Source organism: Desulfobacula sp., assembly GCF_030145145.1.
GTDB lineage: Bacteria > Desulfobacterota > Desulfobacteria > Desulfobacterales > Desulfobacteraceae > Desulfobacula.
Map to the genome: position 1 here is coordinate 121780 of NZ_JAQYWD010000006.1, position 26984 is coordinate 148763.

27 protein-coding genes are annotated in these 26984 nt (G+C 49.1%); 15 read left to right on the forward strand and 12 right to left on the reverse strand.

The annotated features are described in order from the left end of the window. Window positions 1-2 precede the first annotated feature (2 nt). From Q1Q15_RS04765 to Q1Q15_RS04775, 3 genes are read right to left on the reverse strand one after another with little or no spacing between them, the layout of a single operon-like run. Entirely contained in the window at window positions 3-734 is a 732-nt protein-coding gene (locus tag Q1Q15_RS04765) for an FCD domain-containing protein (RefSeq protein ID WP_300457224.1), read from the reverse strand. Window positions 735-736: 2 nt separating this feature from the next. Further along, on the reverse strand, window positions 737-1507 hold the full coding sequence (locus tag Q1Q15_RS04770; protein WP_300457226.1) for an enoyl-CoA hydratase-related protein: 771 nt from the start codon (window positions 1505-1507) through the stop codon (window positions 737-739). A 13-nt stretch (window positions 1508-1520) separates the two neighbouring features. Then, the gene (locus Q1Q15_RS04775; protein WP_300457228.1) at window positions 1521-2366 is read right to left on the reverse strand and encodes a 3-hydroxyacyl-CoA dehydrogenase family protein; all 846 of its coding nucleotides are present in this window, start codon (window positions 2364-2366) and stop codon (window positions 1521-1523) included. Window positions 2367-2752: 386 nt separating this feature from the next. Here Q1Q15_RS04775 and Q1Q15_RS04780 point away from each other — a divergent pair, with 386 nt between their 5' ends. Next, entirely contained in the window at window positions 2753-4447 is a 1695-nt protein-coding gene (locus tag Q1Q15_RS04780) for an FAD/NAD(P)-binding protein (RefSeq protein ID WP_300457230.1), read from the forward strand. A 19-nt stretch (window positions 4448-4466) separates the two neighbouring features. Here Q1Q15_RS04780 and Q1Q15_RS04785 read toward each other — a convergent pair whose 3' ends face one another. The 9 genes from Q1Q15_RS04785 to Q1Q15_RS04825 form a co-directional block, all read right to left on the reverse strand. Further along, on the reverse strand, window positions 4467-6044 hold the full coding sequence (locus Q1Q15_RS04785) for a glycerol-3-phosphate dehydrogenase/oxidase (RefSeq protein ID WP_300457232.1): 1578 nt from the start codon (window positions 6042-6044) through the stop codon (window positions 4467-4469). A gap of 161 nt (window positions 6045-6205) precedes the next feature. Next, window positions 6206-6592: a CGGC domain-containing protein gene (locus Q1Q15_RS04790; protein ID WP_300457234.1), complete on the reverse strand. Its 387-nt coding sequence runs from the start codon at window positions 6590-6592 to the stop codon at window positions 6206-6208. A gap of 247 nt (window positions 6593-6839) precedes the next feature. Beyond that, window positions 6840-7877: a DUF2235 domain-containing protein gene (locus tag Q1Q15_RS04795; protein WP_300457236.1), complete on the reverse strand. Its 1038-nt coding sequence runs from the start codon at window positions 7875-7877 to the stop codon at window positions 6840-6842. Window positions 7878-7910: 33 nt separating this feature from the next. Further along, window positions 7911-8723: an alpha/beta hydrolase gene (locus Q1Q15_RS04800; protein WP_300457237.1), complete on the reverse strand. Its 813-nt coding sequence runs from the start codon at window positions 8721-8723 to the stop codon at window positions 7911-7913. A 99-nt stretch (window positions 8724-8822) separates the two neighbouring features. Then, window positions 8823-9197, reverse strand: a complete 375-nt coding sequence (locus Q1Q15_RS04805) for a hypothetical protein (RefSeq protein ID WP_300457239.1) — start codon at window positions 9195-9197, stop codon at window positions 8823-8825. Between the two features lie 236 nt (window positions 9198-9433). Continuing rightward, window positions 9434-11149, reverse strand: coding sequence for an AarF/ABC1/UbiB kinase family protein (locus tag Q1Q15_RS04810; protein ID WP_300457240.1), 1716 nt, complete (start codon window positions 11147-11149; stop codon window positions 9434-9436). Further along, window positions 11146-11400 (reverse strand): hypothetical protein, encoded by a 255-nt coding sequence (locus Q1Q15_RS04815; protein ID WP_300457242.1) that lies wholly within the window; start codon window positions 11398-11400, stop codon window positions 11146-11148. Before Q1Q15_RS04815 ends, Q1Q15_RS04810 begins: the two co-directional genes overlap by 4 nt. 301 nt (window positions 11401-11701) lie before the next feature. Further along, window positions 11702-12208: a PsbP-related protein gene (locus tag Q1Q15_RS04820; RefSeq protein ID WP_300457244.1), complete on the reverse strand. Its 507-nt coding sequence runs from the start codon at window positions 12206-12208 to the stop codon at window positions 11702-11704. Between the two features lie 243 nt (window positions 12209-12451). Then, window positions 12452-13087, reverse strand: coding sequence for a flavodoxin family protein (locus Q1Q15_RS04825; RefSeq protein WP_300457245.1), 636 nt, complete (start codon window positions 13085-13087; stop codon window positions 12452-12454). 347 nt (window positions 13088-13434) lie between these two features. Here Q1Q15_RS04825 and Q1Q15_RS04830 point away from each other — a divergent pair, with 347 nt between their 5' ends. The 14 genes from Q1Q15_RS04830 to Q1Q15_RS04895 all read left to right on the forward strand — a co-directional run bounded on the left by Q1Q15_RS04830 (window position 13435) and on the right by Q1Q15_RS04895 (window position 26972). Further along, the gene (locus tag Q1Q15_RS04830) at window positions 13435-14298 is read left to right on the forward strand and encodes a cytochrome c3 family protein (RefSeq protein WP_300457247.1); all 864 of its coding nucleotides are present in this window, start codon (window positions 13435-13437) and stop codon (window positions 14296-14298) included. A gap of 314 nt (window positions 14299-14612) precedes the next feature. Continuing rightward, window positions 14613-15443, forward strand: a complete 831-nt coding sequence (locus Q1Q15_RS04835) for a universal stress protein (RefSeq protein WP_300457249.1) — start codon at window positions 14613-14615, stop codon at window positions 15441-15443. Between the two features lies 1 nt (window position 15444). Continuing rightward, window positions 15445-17718, forward strand: coding sequence for a hydrogen gas-evolving membrane-bound hydrogenase subunit E (mbhE, locus tag Q1Q15_RS04840; protein ID WP_300457251.1), 2274 nt, complete (start codon window positions 15445-15447; stop codon window positions 17716-17718). After that, window positions 17719-18117: an MnhB domain-containing protein gene (locus tag Q1Q15_RS04845; protein WP_300457252.1), complete on the forward strand. Its 399-nt coding sequence runs from the start codon at window positions 17719-17721 to the stop codon at window positions 18115-18117. Window position 18118: 1 nt separating this feature from the next. Then, window positions 18119-18520: an NADH-quinone oxidoreductase subunit K gene (locus Q1Q15_RS04850; protein ID WP_300457254.1), complete on the forward strand. Its 402-nt coding sequence runs from the start codon at window positions 18119-18121 to the stop codon at window positions 18518-18520. 5 nt (window positions 18521-18525) lie between these two features. Continuing rightward, on the forward strand, window positions 18526-20013 hold the full coding sequence (locus tag Q1Q15_RS04855; RefSeq protein WP_300457256.1) for a proton-conducting transporter membrane subunit: 1488 nt from the start codon (window positions 18526-18528) through the stop codon (window positions 20011-20013). After that, entirely contained in the window at window positions 20013-20489 is a 477-nt protein-coding gene (locus Q1Q15_RS04860; protein ID WP_300457258.1) for a Na+/H+ antiporter subunit E, read from the forward strand. Before Q1Q15_RS04855 ends, Q1Q15_RS04860 begins: the two co-directional genes overlap by 1 nt. Next, window positions 20486-20827, forward strand: coding sequence for a cation:proton antiporter (locus tag Q1Q15_RS04865; RefSeq protein WP_300457260.1), 342 nt, complete (start codon window positions 20486-20488; stop codon window positions 20825-20827). Before Q1Q15_RS04860 ends, Q1Q15_RS04865 begins: the two co-directional genes overlap by 4 nt. Then, the gene (gene mnhG / locus Q1Q15_RS04870; RefSeq protein WP_300457262.1) at window positions 20820-21155 is read left to right on the forward strand and encodes a monovalent cation/H(+) antiporter subunit G; all 336 of its coding nucleotides are present in this window, start codon (window positions 20820-20822) and stop codon (window positions 21153-21155) included. Before Q1Q15_RS04865 ends, mnhG begins: the two co-directional genes overlap by 8 nt. A 63-nt stretch (window positions 21156-21218) precedes the next feature. Continuing rightward, window positions 21219-21578, forward strand: a complete 360-nt coding sequence (locus Q1Q15_RS04875) for a hypothetical protein (RefSeq protein WP_300457264.1) — start codon at window positions 21219-21221, stop codon at window positions 21576-21578. A 143-nt stretch (window positions 21579-21721) separates the two neighbouring features. After that, complete coding sequence (locus Q1Q15_RS04880) at window positions 21722-21991, forward strand: hypothetical protein (protein WP_300457266.1); 270 nt, start codon at window positions 21722-21724, stop codon at window positions 21989-21991. After that, window positions 21957-22379, forward strand: coding sequence for a PQQ-dependent sugar dehydrogenase (locus Q1Q15_RS04885; protein ID WP_300457311.1), 423 nt, complete (start codon window positions 21957-21959; stop codon window positions 22377-22379). The genes Q1Q15_RS04880 and Q1Q15_RS04885 overlap by 35 nt, the downstream gene beginning before the upstream one ends. A gap of 376 nt (window positions 22380-22755) precedes the next feature. After that, complete coding sequence (locus tag Q1Q15_RS04890; protein ID WP_300457267.1) at window positions 22756-23970, forward strand: pyridoxal phosphate-dependent aminotransferase; 1215 nt, start codon at window positions 22756-22758, stop codon at window positions 23968-23970. Beyond that, window positions 23967-26972, forward strand: coding sequence for an aminotransferase class III-fold pyridoxal phosphate-dependent enzyme (locus Q1Q15_RS04895; RefSeq protein WP_300457269.1), 3006 nt, complete (start codon window positions 23967-23969; stop codon window positions 26970-26972). Before Q1Q15_RS04890 ends, Q1Q15_RS04895 begins: the two co-directional genes overlap by 4 nt. Window positions 26973-26984 lie beyond the last annotated feature (12 nt).

Sequence of the window (26984 nt, forward strand, 5' to 3'; positions counted from 1 at the left end):
CATCAGTCATTTTTTAACAGTGATTGGTTTTTGGATTTTCTGGAGATTAATTTGTCGATTTCCTCTATATGGCGCGCGCAAAGATTACCGGCCTGTTGAAAATCCTTGTTTTTCAATGCCCGTGTGATTTGCCGGTGCTCCTGGATGGTCCGGCTTGCCATGGCAGTGGATGCTTTTACCTGTTTGAAAAAATCATATTCCATATTCAGTACAATCTTATGCATTAAAATAATAAAGGCATTTTGGGTCATTTCTGAAATGATGCTGTGAAATTGAATATTGGATTGAAGTCTTTTTTCTGCATTTCCGTGTTTCAGGTGATGCTCAGCCTGAACAATGGTCTCTTCCATCCGCTCAATATAGGCTGCCGTCTCTGACGGGTCTATCATCCGGGTGATAATGACGCTTTCCAGAAGGCTCCGGGCGTCACTCAATTGTTCAAGGGTCATATGGCTCATCTGCAGGATTTTTCCCATTTGAACCGCCACATCATCCATCACCATTTTTTTTACATATGCGCCGCCCTTTGCCCCCTGCCGGACTTGAATAATACCATGCTGTTTGAGGGACAATAAGGCTTCCCGGATGGTGACACGGCTCACGCCAAAGGTCTTGCTCAATTCGTGTTCAGACTGGAGCTTGTCGCCGGGTTTCAGATCCCCCCTGAAGATGGCTTCTGTTATCTCGTTGGTAATCTTTTCATACAAAGGGGTTTGATTTAATCGTTTAAACATGATTAATTTCCTTGGAATACAGGGGGCCTTTTTTCCAGATAGGCCCGGATGCCTTCCCGGGCATCCCGGGTCTTGTAGGCATCGCCATACAGCCGGGAAGACACTGCTAACGCCCGGTCCATATCCAGATCCATGACCGAGTTGATGGCCTGCTTGGCCAGAGCGATTGAAGCAGGTCCCCGGGCCAGTTGTTCTGCCATATCCAATGCGGTCTGCATCAATTGCTCCCGGGGGATCACACGGGTCACCAGGCCCATGGTCTCTGCCTCGGCAGCGGTAATAATTTTTCCAAAGTAAATCATCTCTTTGGCCCTGGGAATGCCGATGGTGCGTGGCAATCGTATATTGGCCCCATACCCCGGCAGAATGCCGACCTTGACTTCGGGTTGCCCGAATTTGGCATTTGGGCTGCAGATACGGATGTCGCAGGCCAGCGCCAGTTCCAGGCCGCCACCCAGGGCCCAGCCATTGATCGCTGCGATGACAGGGATGGGCATATTTTCCAGGAATAAAAAAAGGGTGCTCCCCTGCCGGGAAGACTGCACCGCGTCTTCAATGGAATACGATTCCATTGCCCGTATGTCGGCGCCTGCGGCAAACGCGTCTCCGGCACCGGTGATGATGGCTGCCCGTATCTGGTTATTGCCGTCAATTTCTTTTAAAATCGTGAAAAGTTCTTGACGGGCGCTGGCCGTCAGAGCGTTTTGTTTCTCCGGACGATTCAAGGTGATGACAGCCATTCGGTCTTTTTTTTCAAGTGTTACCTGCCCCATAAACATGCTTCCTTTACGTATAGTCGTAAAACCCTTTCCCGGTTTTTCTGCCGAGATACCCCGCTTTCACCATATTTTTCAATATTCCCGGGGGAAAATGAGCGGGTTCCCTTGTCTCATTGTAGATGTTCAGCCGGGCATTCAAAACCACATCAAGTCCCACCAGGTCCATCAATTCGAACGGCCCCATGGGGTTCCCCAGACCAAGCCGGATGGCCTTGTCAATATCTTCCACGCTGGCGACACCTTTTTCCAGAAGTCTCAATGCCTCCAGAAAAGCCATGCCGTTTATCCGGTTGACAATAAATCCGGCACTGTCCCGGTTGACCACAACCGGTTCTTTTGCAAGGGTGAAAACGAACTGTCTGGCTGTTTCAACGGTATCCTCTGAAGTGGCAAGGCTTTTTATAATTTCTACCAGCTTCATTTTGTGAACCGGGTTGAAAAAATGAAGACCCAGAAATCGTTGTGGATGCGCAATGGCAGCTGAAATATCTGTAATGGGAATGGCGGAGGTGTTTGTGGCAAAAATGGTATCCAGCCCGCAGATGGATTCGAGTGCCTTAAAAATGTCCTGTTTAAGGGTTATATTTTCAAATACGGCTTCAATGACCATATCTGCTGTTGCCGCCCCGTTGAAACTGGTTTCTTTTTTAAGGTTAGCAAAAATATCAGCGGCCTTTTGGTCGAGCAATTGTTTTTTTTCGAGCTTTTGCAACGCCCTTTCAATATTGTGTACGGCCTTATCAAGGCAGGGGCCGTCTGTGTCCATTATCGACACATGATAACCGGCTTGACAGCAGGTCTGGGCAATACCGCTCCCCATTATTCCTGATCCAATGACCCAAATTTTTTTCATTGATTTTCTCCTGATGTTTCAGTGGTTTTCCCGGGGTGCTTTCACACGTTAGCCGTTTGCGTGGTCGTATTCAGGACGAATAAACACATGCTTATGTCTCGATAAACACCATTTCCCTGCAAAAGGCTGACAGGAAACCAAAATATATTTATATGTATAACATATAAATATGATATGTCAATTTTTATCCCCGGTATCGCCTGGTTGCTTTTTTGCCGTTGGGCGGCGTGTCAGCAAAGGGCTGGACGAAGAGCCGGGGAAAAATACGCGGGTCTTTTCTTGTTTAAAAAAAAGGGCCATGGTATACAAAAAACCATAATATGAAAGGGTGTCGATCTGTTACTGAAATCACTGTAAACAAAAGAGATTAAACACAAGGGGGCCATATGCATACCCTGGCCGTTATTGGATGCGGTTTGACTGGGACCTCTCTGGTCTATCAATTTGTTCGAAACATGACGTGTCGTAAGGCGAAAACGAAAAGGACATCTCCTGGAATCAGCCTGCTGATCCTTGACCAAAGCCGGCAGCCGGGTCCTGGTTTTCCCTATGCCAAAGACCAGATATACCCTTTTCATATCAGCAATATGCCTGGCCGGGAAATGAGTATTGTTGCATCGTGTAACACTGATTTTACAGATTGGCTCAGGAAACATCACATCGACCTGAAGTTAAAATATCCAGAACTGGACCAGTGGTTTACGGAGAATGGGATTGATCTGTTATACGGCCAGTGTCTGCCCCGGATGATCATGGGGGAATACCTTAAAGATCGATTTGACGGTGCCCTCCGAATGGCAGCAAATGAAGGGATCTCGGTGTCTTTGCATACCCAGTGCACGGTGACCGGGATACATTCCAAAGACAATGGCTTTTCAATAGAAACGATTGATAAAAACACCCATACGGTGAACGCCTTTATGAGTGAACGGATCATCCTGGCCACCGGACACTGGATCACACAACATCAGCAAATAGGGTATTTTGATTCCCCCTGGCCGGCGAACCGACTGATCGAGGAAATTCCCCAAGGCTCACGGGTTGCCATTATTGGAACCAGTTTGAGTGCAATAGATACAGTCTTAACCCTTTTTTCCGACGGCAGGTTTGAATGGCAAACCAATGGCCGATTAACCTTTATACCCGCCCATCATTCCAGAACGGCGACCATGTATTCGAGAACCGGTATTTTGCCGAGGGTCCGGGGCAAAACAGGACACTATCAAAATCAATTTTTTTCTGTTCAGCAGATCAATCGTTTGGTAGAAAGGAAAGCGAAACGGTTAGTCCTGGAAGATCTGTTCTCGCTGCTGCAAAAAGAATTGGCCCTTGCATATGATGCTTCCATAAACTGGAAACAGGTCATTGCCACCGGAAAAAATGCAGTGTCCATGCTCCTGGCGAATATTCAAGATGCTGAAAATGGGGATAATCCCGGCGGCGACATTTTATGGCAAACTATTTTGTTCCAGTCAATACCGGTGATCAAAAAGGCCTATTTAAATTTAACCGCCTCACAGCGTAAACGGTTCGAGAAACACTATAAATCCATATTTATGGCCCATGCCGCTGTTATCCCGCTGTTAAATGCGAAAAAATTGCTGGCATTAATGACATCCGGCGTTTTAAAGGTTGAAAAATTGTCTGCTCACTACGAACTGAACCCCATTACAGATGATCAAGGGTTTGAATTCTGTTATCCGGATGCGGCCGGTAAACCAGTGAAAAAAAGGTATCCGTTTGTTGTCGATGCAAGGGGACAGTCTCTCGCGTATCAGACCAATCCTTCAAAACTGGCGAAACAGATGATATCCTCCGGGCTTGTGCTCCTTGAAAATCAAGATCCTTCTTTGCCGGCAGAACAGCACAACCCTGGTGGCGTATGGATTGATCCTGACACCTACCGTGTCATGACCAAAGGTCCCGGGCAAACCATTTCAGCCTCAGATAAAATGTATGCGGTTGGTGTGATGACCGGTGGGCAGATTATCAATACCAGCATGGCATATCAATGTGCCATTGCAGCAGATACGGTGTCGAAACACATTATTGATGACGTGTTGAAGACCGTTCAAAAATGATCGGATTGACTGCGGGGGGTCAGCTTAAAATGTACCCCTGGGCCAGCGCCTGATAGTCTGCCAGCTGGGACCGTATCCACGCTGGGCCGCGTTTCAGTTCCCGGGCCATGATATTCGCCACTTCCGGGGCCATGGCCATGCTGGCCCGGGCATCGAGCAGGAGCATCCTGATTCTTCGGGACAAAAAGTCTTCCACGGTCCGAGCCATTTCATTGCGGACAGCCCAGACCACCTGGGCCCGGTTATATTCATAATCCGGATGCAGCAGTTGACCCAGGCTCGGCTCGGTCTGGATCATGGCGTTGATATGGATCCGGTCCGAGCCGTAAAAATAACCGGGAGAATCGAAATGGGTATTTTTAACATACCCGTGGATGGGCATGGACTCGGTGACACACTTTCTTTTCGGCAGTCCTCCCACCATCCATGCCTTGTTGACCGTGTCTTCGGCCATTTTCCTGTAAGTGGTCCATTTGCCCCCGGTAATGGTAATCAGGCCGGATAAGGAGACCATGAGCCGGTGACTTCGGGAAATTTCCTTGGTGCTCTGGCGCTGGCTGTCCTGCTGGGCAGCCAGGGGTCTCAGCCCGGCAAATACACTGAGCACATCGCTTTTCCGGGGATCTTTTTTAAGATACTGGGCTGCTGTTGTCAGTATAAACTCGATTTCTTCTGCCAGGGCTCTAGGCTCAAGACAGATATCTTTTATCGCCAGTGGGGTATCCGTGGTCCCGACCACCACTTTGTCATGCCAGGGAACTGCGAACAGGACCCGTCCGTCCGATGTTTTTGGAATCATGATGGCAGAGTCGCCCTGGAGAAACGATTTGTCCAGAACAAAGTGGATGCCCTGGCTCGGCCTCACCAGGGCCTCAGCCCCGGCATCATCCATGGAAAGAATCGTATCAACAAACACGCCGGTGGCATTAATGACCACGCGGGAGCGGACGGTAACCGGTTCTCCGGATTCAGTGTCCACGGCTTCAACACCGCAGACAAGGTTGCTGCTGTCTTTGAGAAGACCTGTGACCCGCATGTAATTGAGGACAATCGCTTCATTTTCCACGGCGGTTTGTGCCAGGTTGACGGCCAGCCGGCTGTCATCAAACTGGCCGTCATAATAGATGACACCCCCGTTCAAGTGCTTTTCATCCAGGTTGGGTATGGCTTCCAGGGTCTCTTCCCTGGAAATTTTTTCCGATGGCCCCAGTCCCAGCCGGCCTGCCATCATGTCATAGACCTTCATGCCGATATTGTAAAACGGTCCTTCCCACCAGTCGTAGTTCGGGATGATAAAGGCCTGGTTTTTTACAAGATGGGGGGCGTTCCTGCGCAGCAATCCCCGCTCGTGCAACGCTTCCAGCACCAGGGAGACGTCTCCCTGGGCAAGGTAGCGGACACCGCCGTGAACCAGTTTTGTACTCCTGCTGGATGTCCCTTTGGCGAAATCTGATTGTTCCAGAAGCACGGTCCGATATCCCCTTGAAGCAGCATCAACAGCAATGCCAAGGCCTGTTGCTCCGCCGCCGATGACGACAATATCCCATAATTTATCCGGGCTCTGGTTGAGCCGGTTCAGCTGAAAATCTCGTTGCATTCCTTTATCTCCCTTTTGCTGTATGCTCTGGTGGGTTCATTTTTCTGGGATCATCTCCAGGTTATTTGAAAAATGCCGACCGTTATTGGCTATTTTCTTTGATACAATTACCCCAATAATAATACCTGTGTTCAGTAATTCAATAACCGGGTTAGGCGATGTTAATCCTGCGAGATGATTTCAGGGGAATACCCCTTTGGCAGATGGGCCGTTCCCAGGACACAGGGCAGGCCGCTCTCTTTGGTCACCTTTTGTGCAATGGACTCCAGGTGATCACAAAAGCCACCATTTTTATCATCCCAGCCGGCGGGTGTTTTCTTAGCAAAGCTGCAGGTGCACCAGTGAATTACCTCTGCTCCCTTTGATTTTAAAATTTTGGCATGGTTCACTGCATTATCCCCGGGACATCTGCAGGTGAAAACCCCTGCCGGTTCACAGGTGTCATACCTGGCAAATCCTTCTGTGGTTTCCATCATTGTTTTGAAACAATTGGTCATGGGGCAGTTGTTTTCATTTTTTTCACATCGAATAATTGCGACCTTTGTCATATACGTCTCCTGAAAATTTTAAAATTAACGATTTTTCTAAATAAATAAGGATAAAAGCAAGGTTTGTGCCATTTTTATATAAAAATTGAATGTTATTTTATTTCAGTGGGTTAAGAAAAATAGGAGGGCGTGTCCTTCAATGAGACAGCCCGGTGGTCGCATGAATGCGTCCATATCCTTTGCACGAATCTTCCCCCCATTCATCGAATGATTAAATTGCGTATAGAGATTTTTTCAGGGCCAAATATCATTGCCCCACATCTATATTGTCCCAGCCGAATTGATCAACGAGTTTTTTCAGTCTTGGTGGACGGTAGCTGGTGTCGGCTAAATAACGAGATTTGACACTGGGATGAATCTTAGTGGGCTTGCCATCAATCATCAATGGCCGGTGCAAGGGGGATTTCAATCGGTACACATGCTTGCGTGATTTGTGAAGTTTTCCCTTTGTGCCGTCTGTCAGGGAGTCTCTTATATGAGGCTCAATTTTTAATCCTGCACTTGTCGCTTCGTCCAGCATCCATCTGAGCGGTGTATCTGATGCGCTGATCCCTGTTTGTTTGTCAGGCGGGTACGAACCGCCAATATCTGAATGAACTCCCGCAAACCAGACTTGTTTCAGATCCATCTCCGGCTTAGGCGTCCAAACCGTTGGTTCAAAATCTTCTCTTTTTTCATCAATTGCCAATGCGTGTCGGCCGATAGAGACATTTGAACCCATTTTGGTGTCATAAAATTCATCATGGCTCTCGAACAGCCCCATCAGACTAAAGGGGATTCCCAGTGCGCCGACCGTGTCCCAGACACCCACAAAATGTACCTTCCTGGAAGAATGACAATAGACGTCTCGAAAAAGCCGGGACGCATCTTCGTTGGGTCGATTTTTCGCCAACGGACTTTTGTAGATTCCCCAGGCTTTGGAAATAAGGTTGGCATCGGGTCTTTTCAAAATACCACAGTTGTTCATCAGACCACTCAATGCCCTTACGGTGTAAGCGCCTCTGCTAAAACCAAACAAATAAATATGGTCATTGGGATCATAATTCTGAACGATATAGCGATACCCATCCAGGATGTTCTTATGGATGCCACGACCGGTTGCACCCGCACTTACACTGTTGTGATAAGAACCCAGCCCCCAGTCATAAAAAACATGCTGCTTGACACCGTCGGCAGAAGGTTTGACGGCACGGGCAAGTTTCAGTACATTGGTTGGAAAATTCTTTTCAATATCTTCTTCCGGGCGATTCCATGTGCCATCTGCACAGATAACGATGTTTGCCATTGTTTTACCTCCGCATCTTTGAAAGTCTGTTGATCAGTGCTTCTTTTTTTCTTTGTTGGACATAAAATCATGCAGTTCTTTTTGAATACGATTTCCAGCCAGACCAATGATATCATTGTGTCCGCAGTCCGGCAGTTCAACCAGGGTTGTTTCCCCTTTGAAATTCAACACCTGCTGCCGGGCAAACGCAACAGGAATGATATCATCATTGATACCATGGAACAGGAGAACCGGTGCCCTTGTCCGGCCGGCCCAGATGTCTGCCGGAAATGGATGTTTTAATAGATATTTTACCGGAACCCATGGATAGTGATGCCGGGCAAGCCGTGCGATGGAGGTATATGGGGAAATGAGAATCAAACCGTTGACATCTGTGCGGGATGCCGTGAAGGTTGCCACCCCGGTCCCCAAAGATTCACCCATCAGATAGATGGGCAGACGGTCAGGATTTTTTCCTTTGATATGAAGGATCAACGCATGGGCCTGTTCCAGGATCAAAGATTCCTTTGGCGTGTTGGCATCCTTGCCGTACCCCGGATATTCAAACAGGACCAGATTGGAATTAAACGCCTTTAGCAGGTCCGAAAAATACGTTCTGTCACAGGCATTCCCCGCATTCCCGTGAAATACAAGAATCCAGTTATCCGGCTTGGGTTTCGCTTGAAGATAATACCGGAGACCGCCTGAATTTTCGGCCCTGATATCGCGCTTTTCCATTTCAGGACAATCCCCAAAAGGGGTTTCACCCGGGAAAAATAAAAATTTTTCCTGGAAAAAATAGAATATCACCAGAATAAGGCCATAGCCTAAAATACCGCAGCAGATGACGTTTACTATCAATTTCATGATTCATCCGGTTGCAATGACGGGTTAAGGGGCATCATCCTCAAGGGGCAAACGATCAGGATGCAGGCGCTTTTTTTAACGCCTGCAGTCACTGGGCAATCATAACGTCGCTATGGGTAGAGTGAATGTTTTATGAACGGTGTTTTCTTTTCCAAGATCCAGATGTTCTTTCAAAGAGATCAGACACTCGTCGGTCACAAATTGCTCTTTGGTTTTTAATTCAATGATCAAGTCAGACTTGGATTCGATATCCCGGCATCTGAATTTAAAAAAGATCTCATTGGCCCCTTTTTTTAAACAGACCAGTTTTTTCATATCTTCAGGTAACACCGGAACCATTGAATGATTTTCACCAAAAAGTTTCAGTGATTCGGATTTTCCTCCCGTAATACCAATATCCCTGCCGTTAACTGTAATGTTCACATCATATCCGTTTGCGAGTACTGTGATTGCAACCATCAGATCATTGATCATATACACCCCTTTATATCAAAGTCAGACCATCTATTTTAAATTAAAAACGATATTATATGATTTCAGATGAAGAATCACAAGTGTGAATTTCTGCCTGTTTTTCAGAATCGTTGGGTCATGTCTGCCACAGATTCCCGAAGCGTGACCTGAGTCATCTCTTCGTAAGCAATTTCAAAACCTGTAAAACTGGGCCTCACACAAGACTCAAGAGGTTATTTTTTTAAAGAAAATAATAGTTACAGCCGGCCTGATTTCAGTATGGAAACGATGAGCCAGAGCCCGAGAAATGTGGCGATAACATACCCGGTCACGCCAAGGAGGGCAGTAAGGGGAACCCCGGCAAGTCCAAAAACAGGCAGATCGATTTCCATCACGGTTTGGGAGGAGTTGAGAATCATGGACGCTGCAATGGTTGACGCTGCGACAATGAGGCCCACGACCATCCGGTTGAGCCCTTTTTCCAGGGTTTGATGAAGCTTATCGGCAGTCGTGTGTTTCACCTTTATGGAAAAGTTCCCCTCGGCTGCATTCTCAAGGATTTTATTGAGGTGATTTGGCATGCTCCGTAAGTAGCCGGCTGCCATTTTTGCTTCTTTGCCGATATCTTTCACCAGCCTTTCAGGCGCCATGCGCTTTCTGAACACACTTTCGGCATAGGGCCTGGCAACCTTGAGAATGCTGGTATTGCTGCCCAGTTTTTTGCCGATGGCTTCGTTTTGAACAAAGGTTTTCAGAATCAAAAGAACCTTTCTGGGTATGGTGAGCCGATGTTTTCGAACCAGCTGCATCACCTTGTCATAGACTTCCTTGACAGAGATGGTGGTCAGGGATCGTCCGTAAAACGGTTCGCTGATGTCCTTCAGGTCAGATCTGAACGCCTTTTGATGGATTCTTTTTTTGTCGAAGAATTCCATATCCTGGAGCGCCACCATCACCAGGTCAAAGTCGTGGTCTGCAAAACCAAGACACAAATTGGCCAGTTGCCCCATCATTTCATCATCCAGATAGCTTACAAGTCCGAAATCGATAATACTTACCCGGCCGTCAAACATGACGATGGTGTTACCGGGATGGGGATCTGCATGAAAGAAACCGAATTCCATCAGCTGGCGGGAAAATGACTGCAGACCGATCCGGGCAATTTCCTTCGGGTCGATACCATGGGATATTATGTCCGCCACCTGGTCCACCTTGAATCCCTCTATAAATTCCATCACCAGGATGGACCGTGTCGTAAATTCCCGGTATACCTTGCAGATATGCATGGTGGGGGTGTCTTTGAAATTATCCGCGAATTTTTCGATATTTCCCGCCTCAACAAACATGTCCAGTTCATTAAAGATCGTCCGTTCGAACTCTTTCACCAAATTGACCGCACCCAGTATCCGCCCGGCCTCAAACCATTTTTCCAGTTTCCCTGCCATATAGTACATCAGGCGGATATCTTTGCGGATAACAGGCGTGATATCCGGCCGGATTACCTTTACGGCCACCTTTTCTCCGGAAAAAAGCCAGGCTTCGTGAACCTGAGCGACGGAGGCTGCTGCAATGGCCTCCGGGGCAAAGGTTTTGAAAATCTGCTTCAAGGGTCGACCCAGTTCCCTCTCCAGCACCCGGGCAATCACCTCCAGGGGCAGGGGGGGGACCTGGTCCTGGAGTTTTTTAAACTCGCTGACATATTCCGGGGGCAAAAGATCATCCCGGGTGCTGAGCAATTGTCCGAGCTTAATAAAACTGGGGCCCAGTTTTTCCATGGCAAGACGGATCATCCCAGGGGAGGGAAATTCGGTCTCCAGAACCGGGCTGTCTTTTTCAGGTAATCGGAGAAGACGCTTAACCGGCCTGATCATGAGGGATGCAGTATCTTTCACACCGAACCAGACCATGACCCTGATAATGGTAAAAAGCCGCCAAAGGAGCCTTAAATTTAAACTCAATTTAAGCAGTTTCATTCTCCGGATTGCTCGTCATTTTTGTCAGATGCTGCCTTATCCCATTTTTTAGAGATCTCCTTGAGCTTGGACGGCTCTGAGATATAGCGCTCCACATACCCGCAGTTGACACAGACATAATTGTCCATGGGGGCAAGGCTGGTAAGGCTGACCGGAATGGAATTACTGGCAAAGGGTCCTCCTTTCAAAAGAAGGTCAGCACCGGAATAAACTTCACCTGAACCACATTTGGGGCAATTGCCATCTTTCAACGTGACACCTCCTGGTTTAATCGTTTGATTTATCGGATCGTTTCGGTCATCAACACCGTTCCTTTTATGTCAGGGGCAGTGTCGGGGAAAATTCCGAAACGTGTTTATCCATGGTGCGGATTCCGTGCACCCGGCATTTGTAAAGCAGGATAGCATAGTCTTCCCAGTCTTGCCAATAATTGATTTGGTCTGCTATTTAAGAATGGACGGTTGATACACAAGTTTGCGATCCAGTGAATAGGTCCAGGGGGCATGGGAAAAAAATTTAAATAAAACAACTGAATTTTCCTTGGCGTAAGCGTTAATCATAAATCCGGAATGATTCTGCCATCAGACTGAACAATAGATCTGTTTCACCCATTTGGCTGAATGGGCTTCCTGCCTGAATAATAAATATATTATCACTGTGATTTTTAAAGATTATATAACTTTTCAAATAGAATGTTCCATTCCGGCCGCCCTTTAAATTATATTCAACCGCCGCCATCCCGTTTATTTTTCGTTCTTTTTGGTTTATCAATATGGCATTCAGATCTTTTTTGTATTTTGCTATATATGTGCGTTTGTATTCAGCATGGGATTTATCAGACTTGGTAAATCGAATTTGAAATCCGGCAGTTTCTGTCGGACTGTTAATTTCAGCGATAACAATGCCGGAACGATATATACGGGCTTTCCATTTTGCCGGATATTGAATTTGATAACCATATGTCTCATCGGTAAATGTTTTTTCAAGGGGAATGGCCATAACAGTTGAAAAGTTAAATATCAACAGGATACATATCAATACCGTACAGATTGTCTTCATGTTCCTCCTCCTTTTTTTTGTCATAATTCAACTGGTCTTCAGCTTTAATGGACGGGGTCAGGCTTTTTTTATTGGCGGCTGAATCTTTTATCAGGCGCCATGCTTTTTATCATTATTTGATGACCATACGGGTAAAAAGTGCCATAAAGAAAGCCTGACCCCAGGCAGAAATGGCCAACCCCGAAAGTTGAGTCATAAGAAAAAGGGGACCAATCGTCCTGCTGCCAGATAAAACCAGGCGCTTTATTTTTGCATTGTTTTGGCGACATCCAAAGCTCTTTTTACCAGCATCTCTCCTGATTTAAGCCCGGCCTTATCATCCTTTACGCCTACCCGGATATCTTTTTGAAATTGTCCGTGGCCATGATGACTGGAAACAGCAGAAGCACCAAGAGGGCTGATGGAATGATGGCATCCAACAGGCAGCATATCCAGATTATAAAACATATACATATGTGACAGATGCGTGGTTTCAAAACCGCCATGACGTTTCCAGGCCACGGCAGCGCTTATCCCTATTTTATTTTCCATCTTTCCGGCAGAGATGTTTCCAAATATAAAGACCCGCATCCGATCCATCAGCGCTGCCATCTGGGCATTGGTCCGCATATGATAAACAGGACTTGCCAGCAACAATATGTCACAGTTTTCAGCAGCCTTAAAAATTATCTGGGCATCATCATCCAGGGCACAGTATTTGTTTTCTTTTTGTTTGCTGATACACGCATTGCAGTGAATACAGGGTTTAATACTCATTTGATACAGGTTAAACTGTTCTGCCTCACATCCAAGCTGCTCTGCTGTTTTGACCATGTGGGATGTTAGATGTTCATTATTACCTGATTTCACAGGACTTGACGAAATGGCAACCAGTTTCATAATTTATCCTTTCCTTTTTTTAAAGGGGGGGTCACTTAAAACGCAATATTAATTTTCAGTGTGCCTTGAATCGTGTTTTTATCCATATCCTTTGCGCCATGGCAAAATCAAGGATATTTATCTTTACACCGGAACAGGAATCCCCAAAAAGCTTGTGTCAAAATTTTGCCCGATGGTTATATCCAGTGGAGATCTGCCAGAATGAGCCTTTCATTGATCGATTTTTTTTGTTCTAAGGAAGTGTCAAGTATTTCTTTAAATAAATATTAAAATTATATATGATGCCTGATAATTTGATTTGAATAACTTATTATTTGGCCATAATTAATTTTTGATTGGAGAAAAAAATGAAACGGAGCGTCTTATTAATTATTATCACCCTTGTAATGCTTTTAGCGAATACTTCTTTATTAATTGCCCGGGAACCAATAAGTTCCATAGAGGTTCCGGTAAAAGATATTACCATAACAGTTCCCTCTCACTTTACGACCAAAAAAGAACCAGTCAGTTTTTCTCATTCCACTCACCTGCCGTATTCCTGCATAGACTGTCATCACAACTGGGATCGTGTCAGCCCGATTCAAGGCTGTATGACTTCCGGCTGTCATGAAAAATTGATGCCCTCTCCGCCAACGGCAACACCGTCCAAGGGCAAAAAGGTTATGTCAATTACAGGTGCGTATCACAAAGCCTGCCGCGGATGTCATCGGGAACAACTCAGTGAAAAAGAAAGAAAAAATCCTAAGGAAGCGGCCGCGCCGGTTGAATGCGCAGGGTGTCATACGAATACAATACCGGAAAATGAATACGCCATTGAGTCTTTTACCCTGCCCTTGGGTGACATGATCCTTTCAGCACCTGAAGAGGCTTATACCAAACGCCTGGCAGTCAATTTTCCCCACGGACGTCACTTTGACCAGGAATGCCAGACCTGCCATCATGACTGGGATGGTGACAGTGAAATAGAAGGCTGCATGACGGCTGACTGCCATGACCAGGCCCTGCCGGATGAAAGCACTGGTGATATAAATGATCCGGTTAACGTTCAATATTATCTGACCGCATATCACAAAGTTTGTTACCAGTGCCACAAAGACCTTAAAAAACAGGAAAAGCGATTGACAAAAATTAATATGGAAGCCGGCAAGCCGGCACCCGCCGAAAGCAAGGCACCGGTCAAATGTGGCGGATGCCACAACGTTGAAAACTAGATAACCGCTTTTAATCGTAAAAAAAGGGAAGGCACCAGCAGATAATCGCTGGAGCCGCCCCTTTCCTTTTTATACGGCCCACCGAACCGTCTGCCCTGATGCCGGTTACAATTTATACGGAGAAGCAGGTGTTGGTTTTGCTGACCATGTGTGCGAGTATATGGATTATTGTAAACTCAACAATGTCGAATTGTGAAGGGTTCAAGTCTACTCTTGACTCTTTCGGGGATATAAAATATTTTAAGTATATCTTTTCGAAAAGCGAATGATACATTATTCCACAATAATACTGAGCCTCAGAGGAGATGGGAATTATGATCAAACGAATTTTAGTCGGACTGGGCGGTACCCCATTCACAGCAGTGGCTACCCAATGTGCCACGGAACTGGGGAATATTCACCAGGCACAGCTGACGGGCGTAACCATCGTGGATACCAGTAAACTGGACAATGTGGGTCCGGTACCTGTGGGAGCGGATGTCTATGCCCAGCGGATGCGGGAAAAGAAGCTCAAGGTCACCCGGGAGGGTACTGAACACGCCATATCCCTGTTCAAGGAACACTGCAGTAACAACCAGGTGGTCTGCCGGCGGATCCAGTATGAAGAAGGGGACACCTTCGAGACCATGATTGGGGAAGCACGGTTCAACGATCTAACTATTTTTGGACTTCGCAGTATTTTTGAATACGGATTTGTCGCGGATCCGGACAAGGCCATTATTAAACTGCTGCACCAGGGTGTCAGGCCCATTCTGGCCGTGGCTGAAAATTACCATCCCATAAAGACCGTGCTGATGGCGTTAAGCGGTTCCATGGAATCAGCAAAAGCCATTCGTGATTATCTTCATCTGAACCCATGGCCCGGGGTGAATCTCCGCATGGTTCACTTCAAACATCAAAAGGAATCAGATCCGTTCCTCCTGAACAAAGCATCGGATTTCTGCCAGGCCTATGGCTTTGACGTCAAAACCGATCTGGCCGAGGGAAACCCGCGGTCGGACCTGATACCCTATGCCAGGGATCATCAGGTTGATCTGATCGTCATGGGGAACAGTTCCCGGAACATCATCAAGCGGAGCCTGCTGGGGGATACGGTGCTTGAATTGATTCATTCCGCGGAAATACCCTTGTTCCTGTCTCGGTAAGATGCCTCTAACAGCGCCCTGTATTGACAAGGTTCCAGACTGCTGCAGAGCAGGGCTTTTTTCCAGTGTCCTGCCGCTTGCCCTGTTTGGAATGCTCTGCCTGGCCTGGCCCGGAGTGGTTCAGGGGGAGGTGTTCCTGGTTGAATGGGCATGGGTTCCCAGCCTGGATCTGTACCTGCGGTTCCGTCTGGATGGACTGAGCCTGTTATTCTGTCTGATCGTCACCATGGCTGGTTTTTTTGTCAGCCTTTACGCTTCCAGTTACATGGCCGGAAAGCAGCACCTTGGACGCTTTTTTGTTTACCTGCATGGATTCATGATCGCCATGCTGGGGATTGTTACGGCTGACAATCTGCTGCTGCTTTTTGTGTTCTGGGAAGCCACCACCATCCTGTCCTACCTGCTCATCGGGTTTGATCATGAAAACACCACTGCACGGGAGCATGCCCGCCAGGCCATCCTGATCACGGTCGCCGGGGGGCTTTTTCTACTTTTCGGCATCCTGCTTTTAAAAACAGCCGGAGGTTCCATGACACTCAGCCAATGGGCGCTATCCGGGGATGAAATCCGCAACCATGGCCTGTATCCGGCAATTTTTATCTGCGTTTTGGTGGGTGCCATGACCAAATCAGCCCAGATTCCCTTCCATTTCTGGCTGCCCAATGCCATGAGCGCCCCGACACCCATCAGTGCTTTTCTGCATGCTGCCACCATGGTCAAGGCCGGTATTTATCTGCTCATGCGGTTTCATCCCCTGCTGGGGGGGACCTCCCTGTGGACGGGAACCCTGGTCCTCCTGGGAGGCACCACAGCAGTATGGGGGGCTGTCCAGGCGCTGGGTCCCTATGACCTCAAACGGATCCTGGCCTATACCACCATGATGGCGCTGGGGATTCTGACCCTGTTCCTCGGCGGGCAGACCGTTCTTTCACTGACCGCCGCCACAACGTTTCTCATGGTTCATGCCCTTTACAAAGCCTCCCTGTTCCTGGCGGTGGGCAGTATTGATCATCAGACCGGGACCCGGGATCTCCGCCACCTTGGCGGGCTGCTGAAAGCCATGCCCCTGACGGCTGTGGCCGTGGCCACCGCCACCCTGTCCATGGCAGGGTTCCCCTTATTTTTTGGATTCATCGGAAAAGAAATCATGTACGAAGGGGCCCTGGCCGAAGAGATGTTCCCGGTATTTGCCACCACCGCGACACTGGCCTCCAATGCCCTGATGACGGCTGTGGCTGCCATCATCCTGATAACACCGTTTTTGGGCCGTCGTCCCCTGATGACGGCCCAGATTTGTGAGGTGCCCTGGACCATGCGGCTGGGTCCGGCCATCATGGGCGGAATAGGCGTTCTGTTCGGCATAATTCCGGAATGGGTCTCCGCCAACCTGGTTCAACCGGCTGTGTTTGCTTATCATCCGGCCCGGGAGGAAATCCGGATGGTTTTATTTCATGGATTCAAACTTCCGCTGCTGCTGAGTATGATCACGCTGACCACCGGTGGACTGATCTATTGGTTCCGCATCCGGCTGCGCCATTTTATTCAAACCGGCCTGGACCGCCTGTGGATCACCACCCCCGGTATATACCAGCGCACCCTGGATCTGTTTCTCTGGAGTGCCGGCGGGTTTACCCGAACACTCCAGAGCGGTTCACTGCATACCTATCTTTCCATCATACTGATGGTGCTGGCGGTAATTGTCGGAGGGTCCTGGTTTGTTCACATCCCTTCTGTTTTCATTGTTCCCGGCATCAATGACGACTGGATTGCCGCGGGACTCTGCGGGTTTATTCTGCTGTCCTCCGGCGTGGTGGTGACAGCCCGGCGACGGCTGGCCGCCATCGGCGGGCTGGGGGGGGTAGGAGCCGGCGTGGCCCTTATTTTTCTGATTTTCGGTGCACCGGATATCGCATTGACCCAGCTGCTTGTGGAAACCCTGACCGTGGTGATCGTCTCCATGGTGCTGTTCCGGCTGCCACCCATTGATACCGTTCGCAAAAGAGCCCGGACCAGGAATTTGTTCAATGCCGTCCTTTCTCTGTGTATCGGCCTGCTGGTGACCACATTTCTCATGGGGGTGCTGACAGCGCCCCTGGACCGCAGCCTGACCGATTTTTTTGAAAAATACAGTTATATTGCCGCCCATGGCCGGAATATTGTCAATGTGATTCTGGTGGATTTCAGGAGCCTGGATACCCTGGGTGAAATCTGCGTGGTGGTGCTGGCGGCCTGGGCCGGCGTGGCCCTGATGCGCAGCAGAAAAAAGGAGGAATAAATGGAATCAGTTATTCTAAAAACCGCGACACGTTTGATGGTCGGGCTGATGCTGGTTTTTGCCGTATATCTCCTGTTAAGGGGACATCATGAACCCGGCGGCGGGTTTTCGGCAGCACTGGTAACCGGTACCGCCTTTGCCCTGTTTGCCATTACTGAAGGACCGGGACGTCTTCGGCAGGCCATCCGCATACGGCCTGAAATCATTTCCGCCACAGGCCTGACCCTGGGTGCAGGTTCCGGTCTACCGGCCCTTGTTATGGGAAAACCATATCTGACCGGTGCCTGGTGGTCGTTTAACACCCTGGCCCTGGGTACGCCGATGATATTTGATATGGGTGTTTTTCTGGCGGTTCTGGGAGCGATTCTGGCTGTGTTGCTGGCCCTGGAGGAAAATTAAGATGGAAGCCCTCATGGCCCTGCTTGTCGGATTGATGATTGCTGCGGCACTTTACCTGATGCTCTCCGGTCTTCTGGTACGGTTTGTTTTCGGGTTCACCCTCATGGGGAATGCCATTAATCTGCTGATTTTTACGGCCGGCCGGCTGACCTATTCGGATCCGCCCCTGATTAATCCCGGACAGACAATTCTGGCAGGTCAAACAGCCAATGCCCTGCCCCAGGCCCTGATCCTTACTGCCATCGTGATTGGATTTGCCATGACCACATTTTTGTTGATTCTCCTGGCCCGGACCTTTGATCAGACCCGGACCCTGGATGCGGATCAGCCGCCATTTCTCTGTGAATTGCCTGATACCGGCCCGCTGGCCAGCAACATCAATATACCGGAAAAAAAGGGATGATGAAAATGCTGCTCATTTTTCCTATTCTGCTGCCCATGATGGTTGCCATTGCAATGGGTTTTTCCCGGCTGAATAAACAAAAGGCCAATACAGCGGCTATTATTGGTGCCCTGGTCCATGTGTTTGCCAGCGGCCTGCTCATGGTGGCCATTCTGGACCGGCAGGCCATAGCCTTATGGGTGGGCAGCTGGCCGGCCCCCGCCGGAATCTGCCTGGTGGCGGATTATCTGAGTGCGGTCATGGTGCTGATCACCGGTGTGATCCATACGGCAGTGATTGTCTATGCCCGGAAGGATATCGGCAGCAGCCAGATCCAGGCCGGCTTCTACCCATTCATGCAGCTGCTGACCGCCGCTATCTGCGGTGCCTTTCTTACCGGAGATCTGTTCAACCTCTATGTCTGGTTTGAGGTGATGCTCATGGCATCCTTCGGCATTATGGTCATGGGTCATTTCCCCGGCCGGATGACCGGTACGGTCAAATACGTCACCATGAACCTGTTGTCAACCCTGCTGCTGATCACGGCCATCGGACTGATTTATGGCCTCACCGGAACCCTGAACATGGCAGATCTTCATGAAAAAATGGCGTTGGTGGAAAATACCGCCCTGGTGAACAGTTTGGCCCTGCTGCTGATAACGGCTTTCGGGATTAAATCCGCCCTGTTTCCCTTGTTCTTCTGGCTGCCGGCATCCTACCATATCCTGCCGGTACCGGTTTCCGCCTTTTTTGCCGGCATGCTGACAAAGGTGGGAGTCTACGCAATGATCCGCCTGTTTACCCTGGTGTTTGCCGGTGATACTTCCATGACCCAACCCACGCTCATGGTCCTGGCCGTGCTCACCATGGTCTCCGGGGTTGTTGCAGCAGCCTCACAGATGGAAATTCGCCGCATCCTGTCATTTCACATCATCAGTCAAGTGGGATACATGGTCCTGGGACTTTCACTGTTCACCCCTCTGGCTCTGGCCGGCACCCTGGTTTATCTGGTCCATCATATTATTGTCAAAGCCAACCTGTTCCTGGTGAGCGGTCTTATCCAAAAAGCAGCCGGGTCTTTTGACCTGAAACATATCGGCAGCCTGTATAAAACCCATGGTCTTCTTTCCGCCGGGTTTTTCATCCCGGCTTTTTCTCTGGCCGGTTTTCCGCCTTTATCCGGTTTCTGGGCCAAGCTTCTGATCATTTATGCCTGCCTGGAAAGCCGGCATTATATTCTCGGCGCAGTGGCCGCGCTCGTTGGACTGATGACTGTATTTTCCATGATCAAAATCTGGTCGGAAGCCTTCTGGAAACCTTTACCGGGCAATGATGCCACTTTGGTCGCAGTCAAGCCCCTGTCTGCCTGGATGATGGCACCGGTTCTGGGTCTTGCTCTGATCACCATTCTGATCGGGTTGTTCATGGAGCCTGTTTGCCGTGTGGCCCTGGTGGCGGGGGAGCAGCTGATGAACCCGGTACAGTATATTCTGGCTGTCAAAGGAGGTGGCTGATGCCCCTTTTCATATTGAATATTGTATTTGCCGCTGTATTCACCCTTCTTACGGGCAGCGCCCGTATTGGTGTCTTTATGTTCGGATGTATTCTCGGTTATGGGATTTTATGGCTATCCAGTCCCCTGTACAAGGATACGCGTTATTTTAAAAAACTGCCCAAAACCGTTAATCTGATCACCTATTTTCTCAAAGAACTTTTTGTATCCAACCTGAGGGTTCTCTGGGATGTGATCACACCCGGGCATATCAGCCGTCCGGGTATTATCGGAATCCCTCTGGATGCCGAGACAGACCTGGAAATTTTCCTGGTTGCCAACCTTATTTCCCTGACACCGGGTACCCTGAGTGTGGACCTGTCTGAAGACCGGAAAACGCTGTTTGTTCATGTCATGTTTCTTGAGAATGTTGCAGCTGCCCGGGCCGATATAAAAAATGGCCTGGAAAAAAGAATACTGGAGGTGATGCGATCATGATGACTGGCAATCTATTTCTATCCGGAGCCGGCCAGATAGCCATGGCCATGCTGCTGGCGGCCATGGTCATGCTGCTTTGGCGGTTGGCAAAAGGGCCTGGTGCTGCAGACCGGGTTATTGCCCTGGATCTTTTGTCTGTTCTGGTGGTGGCTTTCCTGGTGATTCTTTCCATCCATACGGGAAAATCCACCTACCTGGATGTTGCCATTGCCTATGCCTGTATTGCCTTTCTGGGCACCATCGCACTGGTGCGGTTTATTCATAAAAGCGGCCGGAAAAGTGGTCTGCACCCGCCCCAGTCCGCACCAGATTCAACCAAAGGAGGTTCTGATGATTGAGTATCTGACCGGCATTCTGTTGATCATCGGCAGCTTTTTCTGCCTGGTGGCGGCACTGGGCGTGATCCGTCTGCCGGATTCCCTGACGCGCATGCACGCTGCCACCAAGGCAGGATCACTGGGTGCAGGCCTTCTGGTGATTGCGCATGCTGTCTTTTATCAGGAGCTGGGAATTTCCCTCAGGGCCGTCAGTATCATTGCAATTCTGCTGTTCACTGCTCCGGTGGCGGCGCATCTTATTGCCCGCACCTCTTACCGGAGCGGGGAGGCGATTTCCGACCGCACCTGGATTGATGAACTCAAGGGGAATGGGGGATGGCCGGGTTAACCGTCAGTGGACTTGCACGGGACAATCGCTTTAACACCTCTTTCCATGAAAAAAGGATCCGTCATGACCGGAATATTTAAAATATGCAACAAATGCGGCTATCAATGGGAAACCAGGGAGACATTCTTATCCGATAAAAGTCTAAACGTCATCGGATACCAGGTATTTTTTGAGGATCTGAAAACAGGAATGTTCCTGTTCAATCATTCCTGCAATACTACCATTGCCATGGAAGCAGAACTGTTCCTGGATCTGTATGACGGACCGATTTATACAGAACGTAAAAGCAATGCGTCCCGAAAATGTCCTGGCCGGTGTATGAATGAAAATATCATGAATCCATGTTCCAATGAATGCAGATGTGCCTTTGTCAGTGAACTGTTGGAGATCATCAATCAATGGAAGGAGGATAAATCTCCATGAATACTGATTCGATCCGCCCGTAATTCCGAATTCCGTAATTCCCTAATTCCGGGGACAGCTTACTTGATTCAAACAAAAAACATGCTATGGTTGCAAGCCGCAGATGTTCAGCGTTCACGGCTCACCTTAAAAAGGAGAAATTTATGCAGTCACCACGTTTAATACGTTACCTGCCCCTTTTATTGCTTCTGCTTTCCTGCAGCACCTATGCCAATTCTGTTGATAACACAATTAACGGCAATGCGGGTTCAAGGCTCTGCAGCGAGAGCTTTGGCGAATTCAATGAACCCTGGGCCATGACCTTTTTACCGAGCGGAGACCTCCTGGTCTCTCGGGCATCGCAACCTGCTTGGTATTGCTTTCGACAGACAGGGACAACTGTGGACACACGAAATGGGGCCCAGACACGGTGATGAATTCAACCGGATCATTGGGGGCGATAATTACGGTTGGCCGATTGTATCCTGGGGCGATCAATATTCCGGTATTCCCATTCCCGATCATGATACGCGTCCTGAATTCAATGCTCCAGAGATATACTGGGTGCCAACCGTTGCTCCCTCAGGCCTGATCATATACCAAGGCGCCATGTTTCCAAAGTGGCAGAATAATGCCTTTCTCCGCGGTCTCAGATCAAAGTCACTGGTACGGATCAGGATTGAAGGTGACAAAGCCCATGAGGTCGAACGGTTTGCCATGGATAAACGTATTCGAGAGGTTGAAGAGGGACCCAAAGGGGCCATATGGGTTCTGGAGGATAAAAAAGGGGGTCGGCTGCTTCGGCTCACGCCACACAAGTAAGCAACGAGACGCAGATGTTCAGCAATCGCTCTTGTCAAATGGTCACGATGAACGCTCTTCAACGGCCAGTTAACTGATGGGCCGGTTGAGGGGCGGCATCATTTTTTTAAGCACAGCTTCTTTTCGTTCTGGTGAAGATCCCATGAATAAGCCTCCGGAGTCCCTATTAGTATTTATTTCAGTTCATGCGACAACTATCCTGACACATAGGGCTCCTGCCATAATCTGTTCGCAAAAAACCCAAAGTGGTGTACGATGATTTCTAAAAGAGAGAAAGAAGCCTTTGTCTGGATAGGCTGCCAAATGAAACGGATGAACCGCTTGTTTGGAAATGGTGGCTGAGATTATAAAGCAGATTTAATGATGGGAGAATAATATGATGACACTTGATGAAAAATTTAAAGCGCTTGAGGCAGACAATGCACCGGGTCAAGAGGTGAGACAAGAAATAGGCGATCTCAATGACATTATGCGCGGTGAAAAATTTGACGGGATTCCGGTTGACTTCTCACATGGGGATGTAGATGCCTTTCCTCCAACACCCGGATCATCAGATGCATGGAAAGATGGCTTTTTGAGAGGCGGGCAGCAAGCCTACACTGAGTATCGCGGTGCGGCCCGGATCCGGGAAGGACTGGCCGACCGTCTTGGCACGTTTACAGGCAGGTCCGTTTCAGCAGCCAGCGAATTGATCATAACGCCCGGAACTCAAGGTGCACTGTTTCTGGCTCTCGGTGCAACAGTCACGTCAGGGACGAAAGTTGCTGTGGTTGAACCCGATTATTTTGCCAACCGGAAACTTGTTAAATTTTTCGGCGGTGAAATTGTACCCATAACTCTGCAGTACCAGGAAACCCCATCTGAAAACGGCCCCGATCTTAATAGACTTGAAGCTGCATTTAAGGGCGGCACAAAGGTCTTTGTCTTTTCGACACCGAACAATCCGACAGGTCTGGTATATTCAAGCAGCGCAATCGCCGCAATTTCAGCACTCGCAGCAACACATAATGTGACCGTAATTGTGGATCAACTTTACGCCAGGATGCTATACAGTGGTGAAGTTTATACGCATCTTCGCGCCTGTGATAAACAACCGGAAAATCTTATCACGATTATGGGCCCATCGAAGACGGAATCTCTCAGTGGATTCCGCCTTGGAACCGCATTCGGTACATCCGGATTGATCGACCGAATGGAACGGCTTCAGGCGATTGTTTCTCTGCGGGCAGCAGGCTACAATCAAGCGGTGCTTGATAACTGGTTTCTGGAACCTTCAGGCTGGATGGCAAAACGGATTCGTGACCATGAAGCCATAAGAGATGAATTACTGGAAATTTTCCGGGCCGCCGGCTTCCTGACTGCAACGCCACAAGCCGGGAGCTATCTTTTCCCACAACTGCCTCCCCTTGATGTTCAACCAAATACATTTATACGGCTGCTTCGTCATCAGGCAGGTGTGACAGTTACGCCTGGAACAGAATTTGCGCCCGATTCAGGTGGCAGCATCCGGCTGAACTTTTCACAAGACCACGCTGCGGCAATCGCGGCAGCAGTGCGGATCGTAAAAATGGTGGAGGTCTACGGTAAATGAGGCAGAAGATTGAAGACATCTTGAGTATGACAAATTACTGGCAGCAGGCGGTTCAAAACCTTTGGGGCATCAAAGGCAGGTTTACGCAACTTGACGGCGAGTATGATCTGAATTTTCGGATCGATTCCACCCATATTCTCAAAGTGATGCGGCAAGGTTGCAAGGTTGATCTTGTAGACCTGCAGTGCCGTGCACTAAATCACCTTCATACGCTTTCTTTACCGCTTGTTGTGCCATCTCAAAAAGGCCTGCTTTTTGAAACTTGCAAAGACGAAAAAGGCTGTGACCGGATTCTCTGGGTGCTTGAAAACCTTGATGGAAAAACCTGGGCTGAATTTAAACCCAAGACCCCTCAACTTATCCGCAGACTTGGAGAAACCATTGGTGCCATGGACAAGAAGCTGACAGGCTTTGATCATCCCGGGCTTTGCCGGGAATTCAAATGGCACCTGCCAACGGGTGGCTGGATTGAAGATCACCTGGGCAGTATTGCCGATACAACCCGGCAAAAGATAATCAGACAAATCCTGGATGATTTTGCCGGAATCAAGTCGGATCTTGACGTCCTGCCTGTACAGGCCATCCACAACGATATCAACGATTACAACATTTTGGTGACAGGCAGCCTACTCGAACCACCTGCTATTTCAGGGATCATAGATTTAGGGGACATGTGCGCGGCTCCAGTGGCCTGTGACCTGGCCATAGCAGCAGCTTACGTGGTATTGGACCACCCAGACCCGGAAAAAGCGATAGAAGATTTGGTACAGGGATTTCACAGCACTTACCCGCTATCCCCCAAAGAAATCGACATGATCTGGCCCCTTTTACGCCTGCGTCTGGCTGTTTCCGTGGTAAACTCTACACTGATTTCCCAGGAAAAGCCTGATGATCCTTATGTCTTGATTTCCCAGGGCCCTGCCTGGGCGTTTCTGGAATGCGCCACGGTCAACCCGGACCTGATTGCAGCCCGCCTGCGTGTTGCTTGCGGATTCGGAGTGACCGACAGCGCTCAATCGGTCATTGACTGGCTGGGTGATATTCGTGGGGGCTTTGCCCAGGTTTTAGGCCGGCCCCTGGACAGCCTGCCCCGCACCAGCCTGTCCGTGGCCGACAGCACCCTGCCGCAGAATCCCTTCGATCTAACCCCTGAGGAGGCCGCAACCCTTGGTGTTGAAACCCACGGGTTCCATTTGGGATATTACGCAGAACCCCGACTGATCTATACGGACAAAGCCTTTTACAAAGGCCCCTTCAAGGCCAGTAACCGCCGAACAGTCCATATCGGCGTAGATATTTTTGCCCCGGCCGGCACACGTGTTCACGCACCTTTAAACGCCAGGGTGGCCGCTGTTGAGAACCGAAAGGGCCATCTGGATTACGGCGGTCTTGTCATCCTGCATCATGAGACAGAAACGGGTGCGCCATTTTTTACGCTTTACGGCCACCTGAATCCGGAATCGATTGGGGCCCTCACTGCGGGACAACCCATTGAAAAAGGACAGACTTTTGCCGCCCTGGGCGAACCACAGCACAATGGCGGATGGGCGCCGCACCTGCACTTTCAGACAGGCCTGATCCATGCTGATCCCAACTGGCCCGGCGCCGTAGACCCGGATGAATTTGACTTCTGGTCTAAGATTTACCCCAACCCGGCGGCCATCCTGAATCTTGATCATGAAAGCCTTGCTTACCAGCCGCCCTCCAAGGCCGGGATACTGGCCCAACGGAAGGCAAGGTTCGGGAAAAACCTTAAACTGACCTACACCGACCCTGTTATGTTCCTGCGCGGCTGGAAGACCCACCTGTTCGATGAGTGGGGAAGACCCTTTTTGGACAGTTATAACAATGTTCCCCACGTGGGTCATGCCCATCCCCGTATCCAGGCGGTGGCAGCAGACCAATTACAGCGCATGAACAGCAACACCCGATATCTCCACCCGGCCCAGATCGCCTTTGCCGAAAAAATCATTTCCTACATGCCTGAACAATTGTCAATCTGCTTTTTTGTCAACTCCGGTTCCGAAGCCAACGAGTTAACGTTACGGCTTGCCCGGGCTCATTCCGGTGGTAAGGATATGATCACTCCTGATCACGGATATCATGGCAACACCACCGGCTGCATTGATATTTCGGCTTACAAGTTTAACGCCAAAGGCGGAGTTGGTCCCTCCGACTGGGTTCACCTGGTTGAGGTAGCCGACGATTACCGGGGCCGCTTCCGGCGTGGAGAGGCAGATATCGCACAAAAGTATGCCGATCTGGTGGATGAGGCGCTTGCCGGCATCAGCGCCTGCAACGGAAAACTGGCCGGATTCATAGCCGAAACCTTTCCCAGTGTTGGCGGCCAGATCATTCCGCCCAAAGGCTACCTGCCGGCGGTCTATGAAAAAATTCGGAAAGCAGGCGGTGTCTGTATTGCCGATGAAGTGCAAACCGGTCTGGGGCGCCTTGGAGACTACTTTTTCGGTTTTGAGGAACAGGGCGCCGTTCCCGATATTGTCGTTTTGGGCAAACCCATCGGCAACGGCCATCCTTTGGGTGTTGTGGTCACGACAAAAGAGATCGCCGACAGTTTTGCCAAAGGGCCTGAGTTTTTCTCCACCTTTGGCGGCTCCACACTGTCATGCCGAACGGGTCTTGAGGTGCTCAACATTGTTGAAGATGAGCACTTGCAGAAAAACGCCAAACAGATGGGGGATAAACTTATAACTGGGCTGCGAGGGTTACAGAAAAAATATGAGATTATTGGGGATGTTCGCGGCTACGGACTTTTTATCGGCCTGGATTTGGTGACAGACATAAAGACCCGTGAACCCGGCACTGTTTTGGCTGATTACGTTAAAAATCGCATGCGGGAACACCGGATTCTGATGGGTAGCGAAGGTCCTTATGATAATATTTTAAAGATAAGACCGCCCATGACCATTGAGGATAAAGATATTGATTACATCCTTGAGGTGATGGACAAGGTTCTGGATGAGGCCCAATCCCTGATGTGATTATAAGACAAG

Excerpts from the sequence above, each read along its gene's own strand:
- Q1Q15_RS04770 (WP_300457226.1), bottom strand. The coding sequence starts at position 1,507 with ATGGGGCAGGTAACACTTGAAAAAAAAGACCGAATGGCTGTCATCACC.
- Q1Q15_RS04835 (WP_300457249.1), top strand. The coding sequence starts at position 14,613 with ATGATCAAACGAATTTTAGTCGGACTGGGCGGTACCCCATTCACAGCA.
- Q1Q15_RS04785 (WP_300457232.1), bottom strand. The coding sequence starts at position 6,044 with ATGCAACGAGATTTTCAGCTGAACCGGCTCAACCAGAGCCCGGATAAA.
- Q1Q15_RS04880 (WP_300457266.1), top strand. The coding sequence starts at position 21,722 with ATGCAGTCACCACGTTTAATACGTTACCTGCCCCTTTTATTGCTTCTG.
- Q1Q15_RS04805 (WP_300457239.1), bottom strand. The coding sequence starts at position 9,197 with ATGATCAATGATCTGATGGTTGCAATCACAGTACTCGCAAACGGATAT.
- Q1Q15_RS04830 (WP_300457247.1), top strand. The coding sequence starts at position 13,435 with ATGAAACGGAGCGTCTTATTAATTATTATCACCCTTGTAATGCTTTTA.
- Q1Q15_RS04820 (WP_300457244.1), bottom strand. The coding sequence starts at position 12,208 with ATGAAGACAATCTGTACGGTATTGATATGTATCCTGTTGATATTTAAC.
- mnhG (WP_300457262.1), top strand. The coding sequence starts at position 20,820 with ATGATTGAGTATCTGACCGGCATTCTGTTGATCATCGGCAGCTTTTTC.
- Q1Q15_RS04865 (WP_300457260.1), top strand. The coding sequence starts at position 20,486 with ATGATGACTGGCAATCTATTTCTATCCGGAGCCGGCCAGATAGCCATG.
- Q1Q15_RS04890 (WP_300457267.1), top strand. The coding sequence starts at position 22,756 with ATGATGACACTTGATGAAAAATTTAAAGCGCTTGAGGCAGACAATGCA.
- Q1Q15_RS04850 (WP_300457254.1), top strand. The coding sequence starts at position 18,119 with ATGGAAGCCCTCATGGCCCTGCTTGTCGGATTGATGATTGCTGCGGCA.
- Q1Q15_RS04810 (WP_300457240.1), bottom strand. The coding sequence starts at position 11,149 with ATGAAACTGCTTAAATTGAGTTTAAATTTAAGGCTCCTTTGGCGGCTT.
- Q1Q15_RS04855 (WP_300457256.1), top strand. The coding sequence starts at position 18,526 with ATGCTGCTCATTTTTCCTATTCTGCTGCCCATGATGGTTGCCATTGCA.
- Q1Q15_RS04825 (WP_300457245.1), bottom strand. The coding sequence starts at position 13,087 with ATGAAACTGGTTGCCATTTCGTCAAGTCCTGTGAAATCAGGTAATAAT.
- Q1Q15_RS04765 (WP_300457224.1), bottom strand. The coding sequence starts at position 734 with ATGTTTAAACGATTAAATCAAACCCCTTTGTATGAAAAGATTACCAAC.
- Q1Q15_RS04775 (WP_300457228.1), bottom strand. The coding sequence starts at position 2,366 with ATGAAAAAAATTTGGGTCATTGGATCAGGAATAATGGGGAGCGGTATT.
- Q1Q15_RS04795 (WP_300457236.1), bottom strand. The coding sequence starts at position 7,877 with ATGGCAAACATCGTTATCTGTGCAGATGGCACATGGAATCGCCCGGAA.
- Q1Q15_RS04800 (WP_300457237.1), bottom strand. The coding sequence starts at position 8,723 with ATGAAATTGATAGTAAACGTCATCTGCTGCGGTATTTTAGGCTATGGC.
- Q1Q15_RS04845 (WP_300457252.1), top strand. The coding sequence starts at position 17,719 with ATGGAATCAGTTATTCTAAAAACCGCGACACGTTTGATGGTCGGGCTG.
- mbhE (WP_300457251.1), top strand. The coding sequence starts at position 15,445 with ATGCCTCTAACAGCGCCCTGTATTGACAAGGTTCCAGACTGCTGCAGA.
- Q1Q15_RS04875 (WP_300457264.1), top strand. The coding sequence starts at position 21,219 with ATGACCGGAATATTTAAAATATGCAACAAATGCGGCTATCAATGGGAA.
- Q1Q15_RS04860 (WP_300457258.1), top strand. The coding sequence starts at position 20,013 with ATGCCCCTTTTCATATTGAATATTGTATTTGCCGCTGTATTCACCCTT.
- Q1Q15_RS04790 (WP_300457234.1), bottom strand. The coding sequence starts at position 6,592 with ATGACAAAGGTCGCAATTATTCGATGTGAAAAAAATGAAAACAACTGC.
- Q1Q15_RS04895 (WP_300457269.1), top strand. The coding sequence starts at position 23,967 with ATGAGGCAGAAGATTGAAGACATCTTGAGTATGACAAATTACTGGCAG.
- Q1Q15_RS04780 (WP_300457230.1), top strand. The coding sequence starts at position 2,753 with ATGCATACCCTGGCCGTTATTGGATGCGGTTTGACTGGGACCTCTCTG.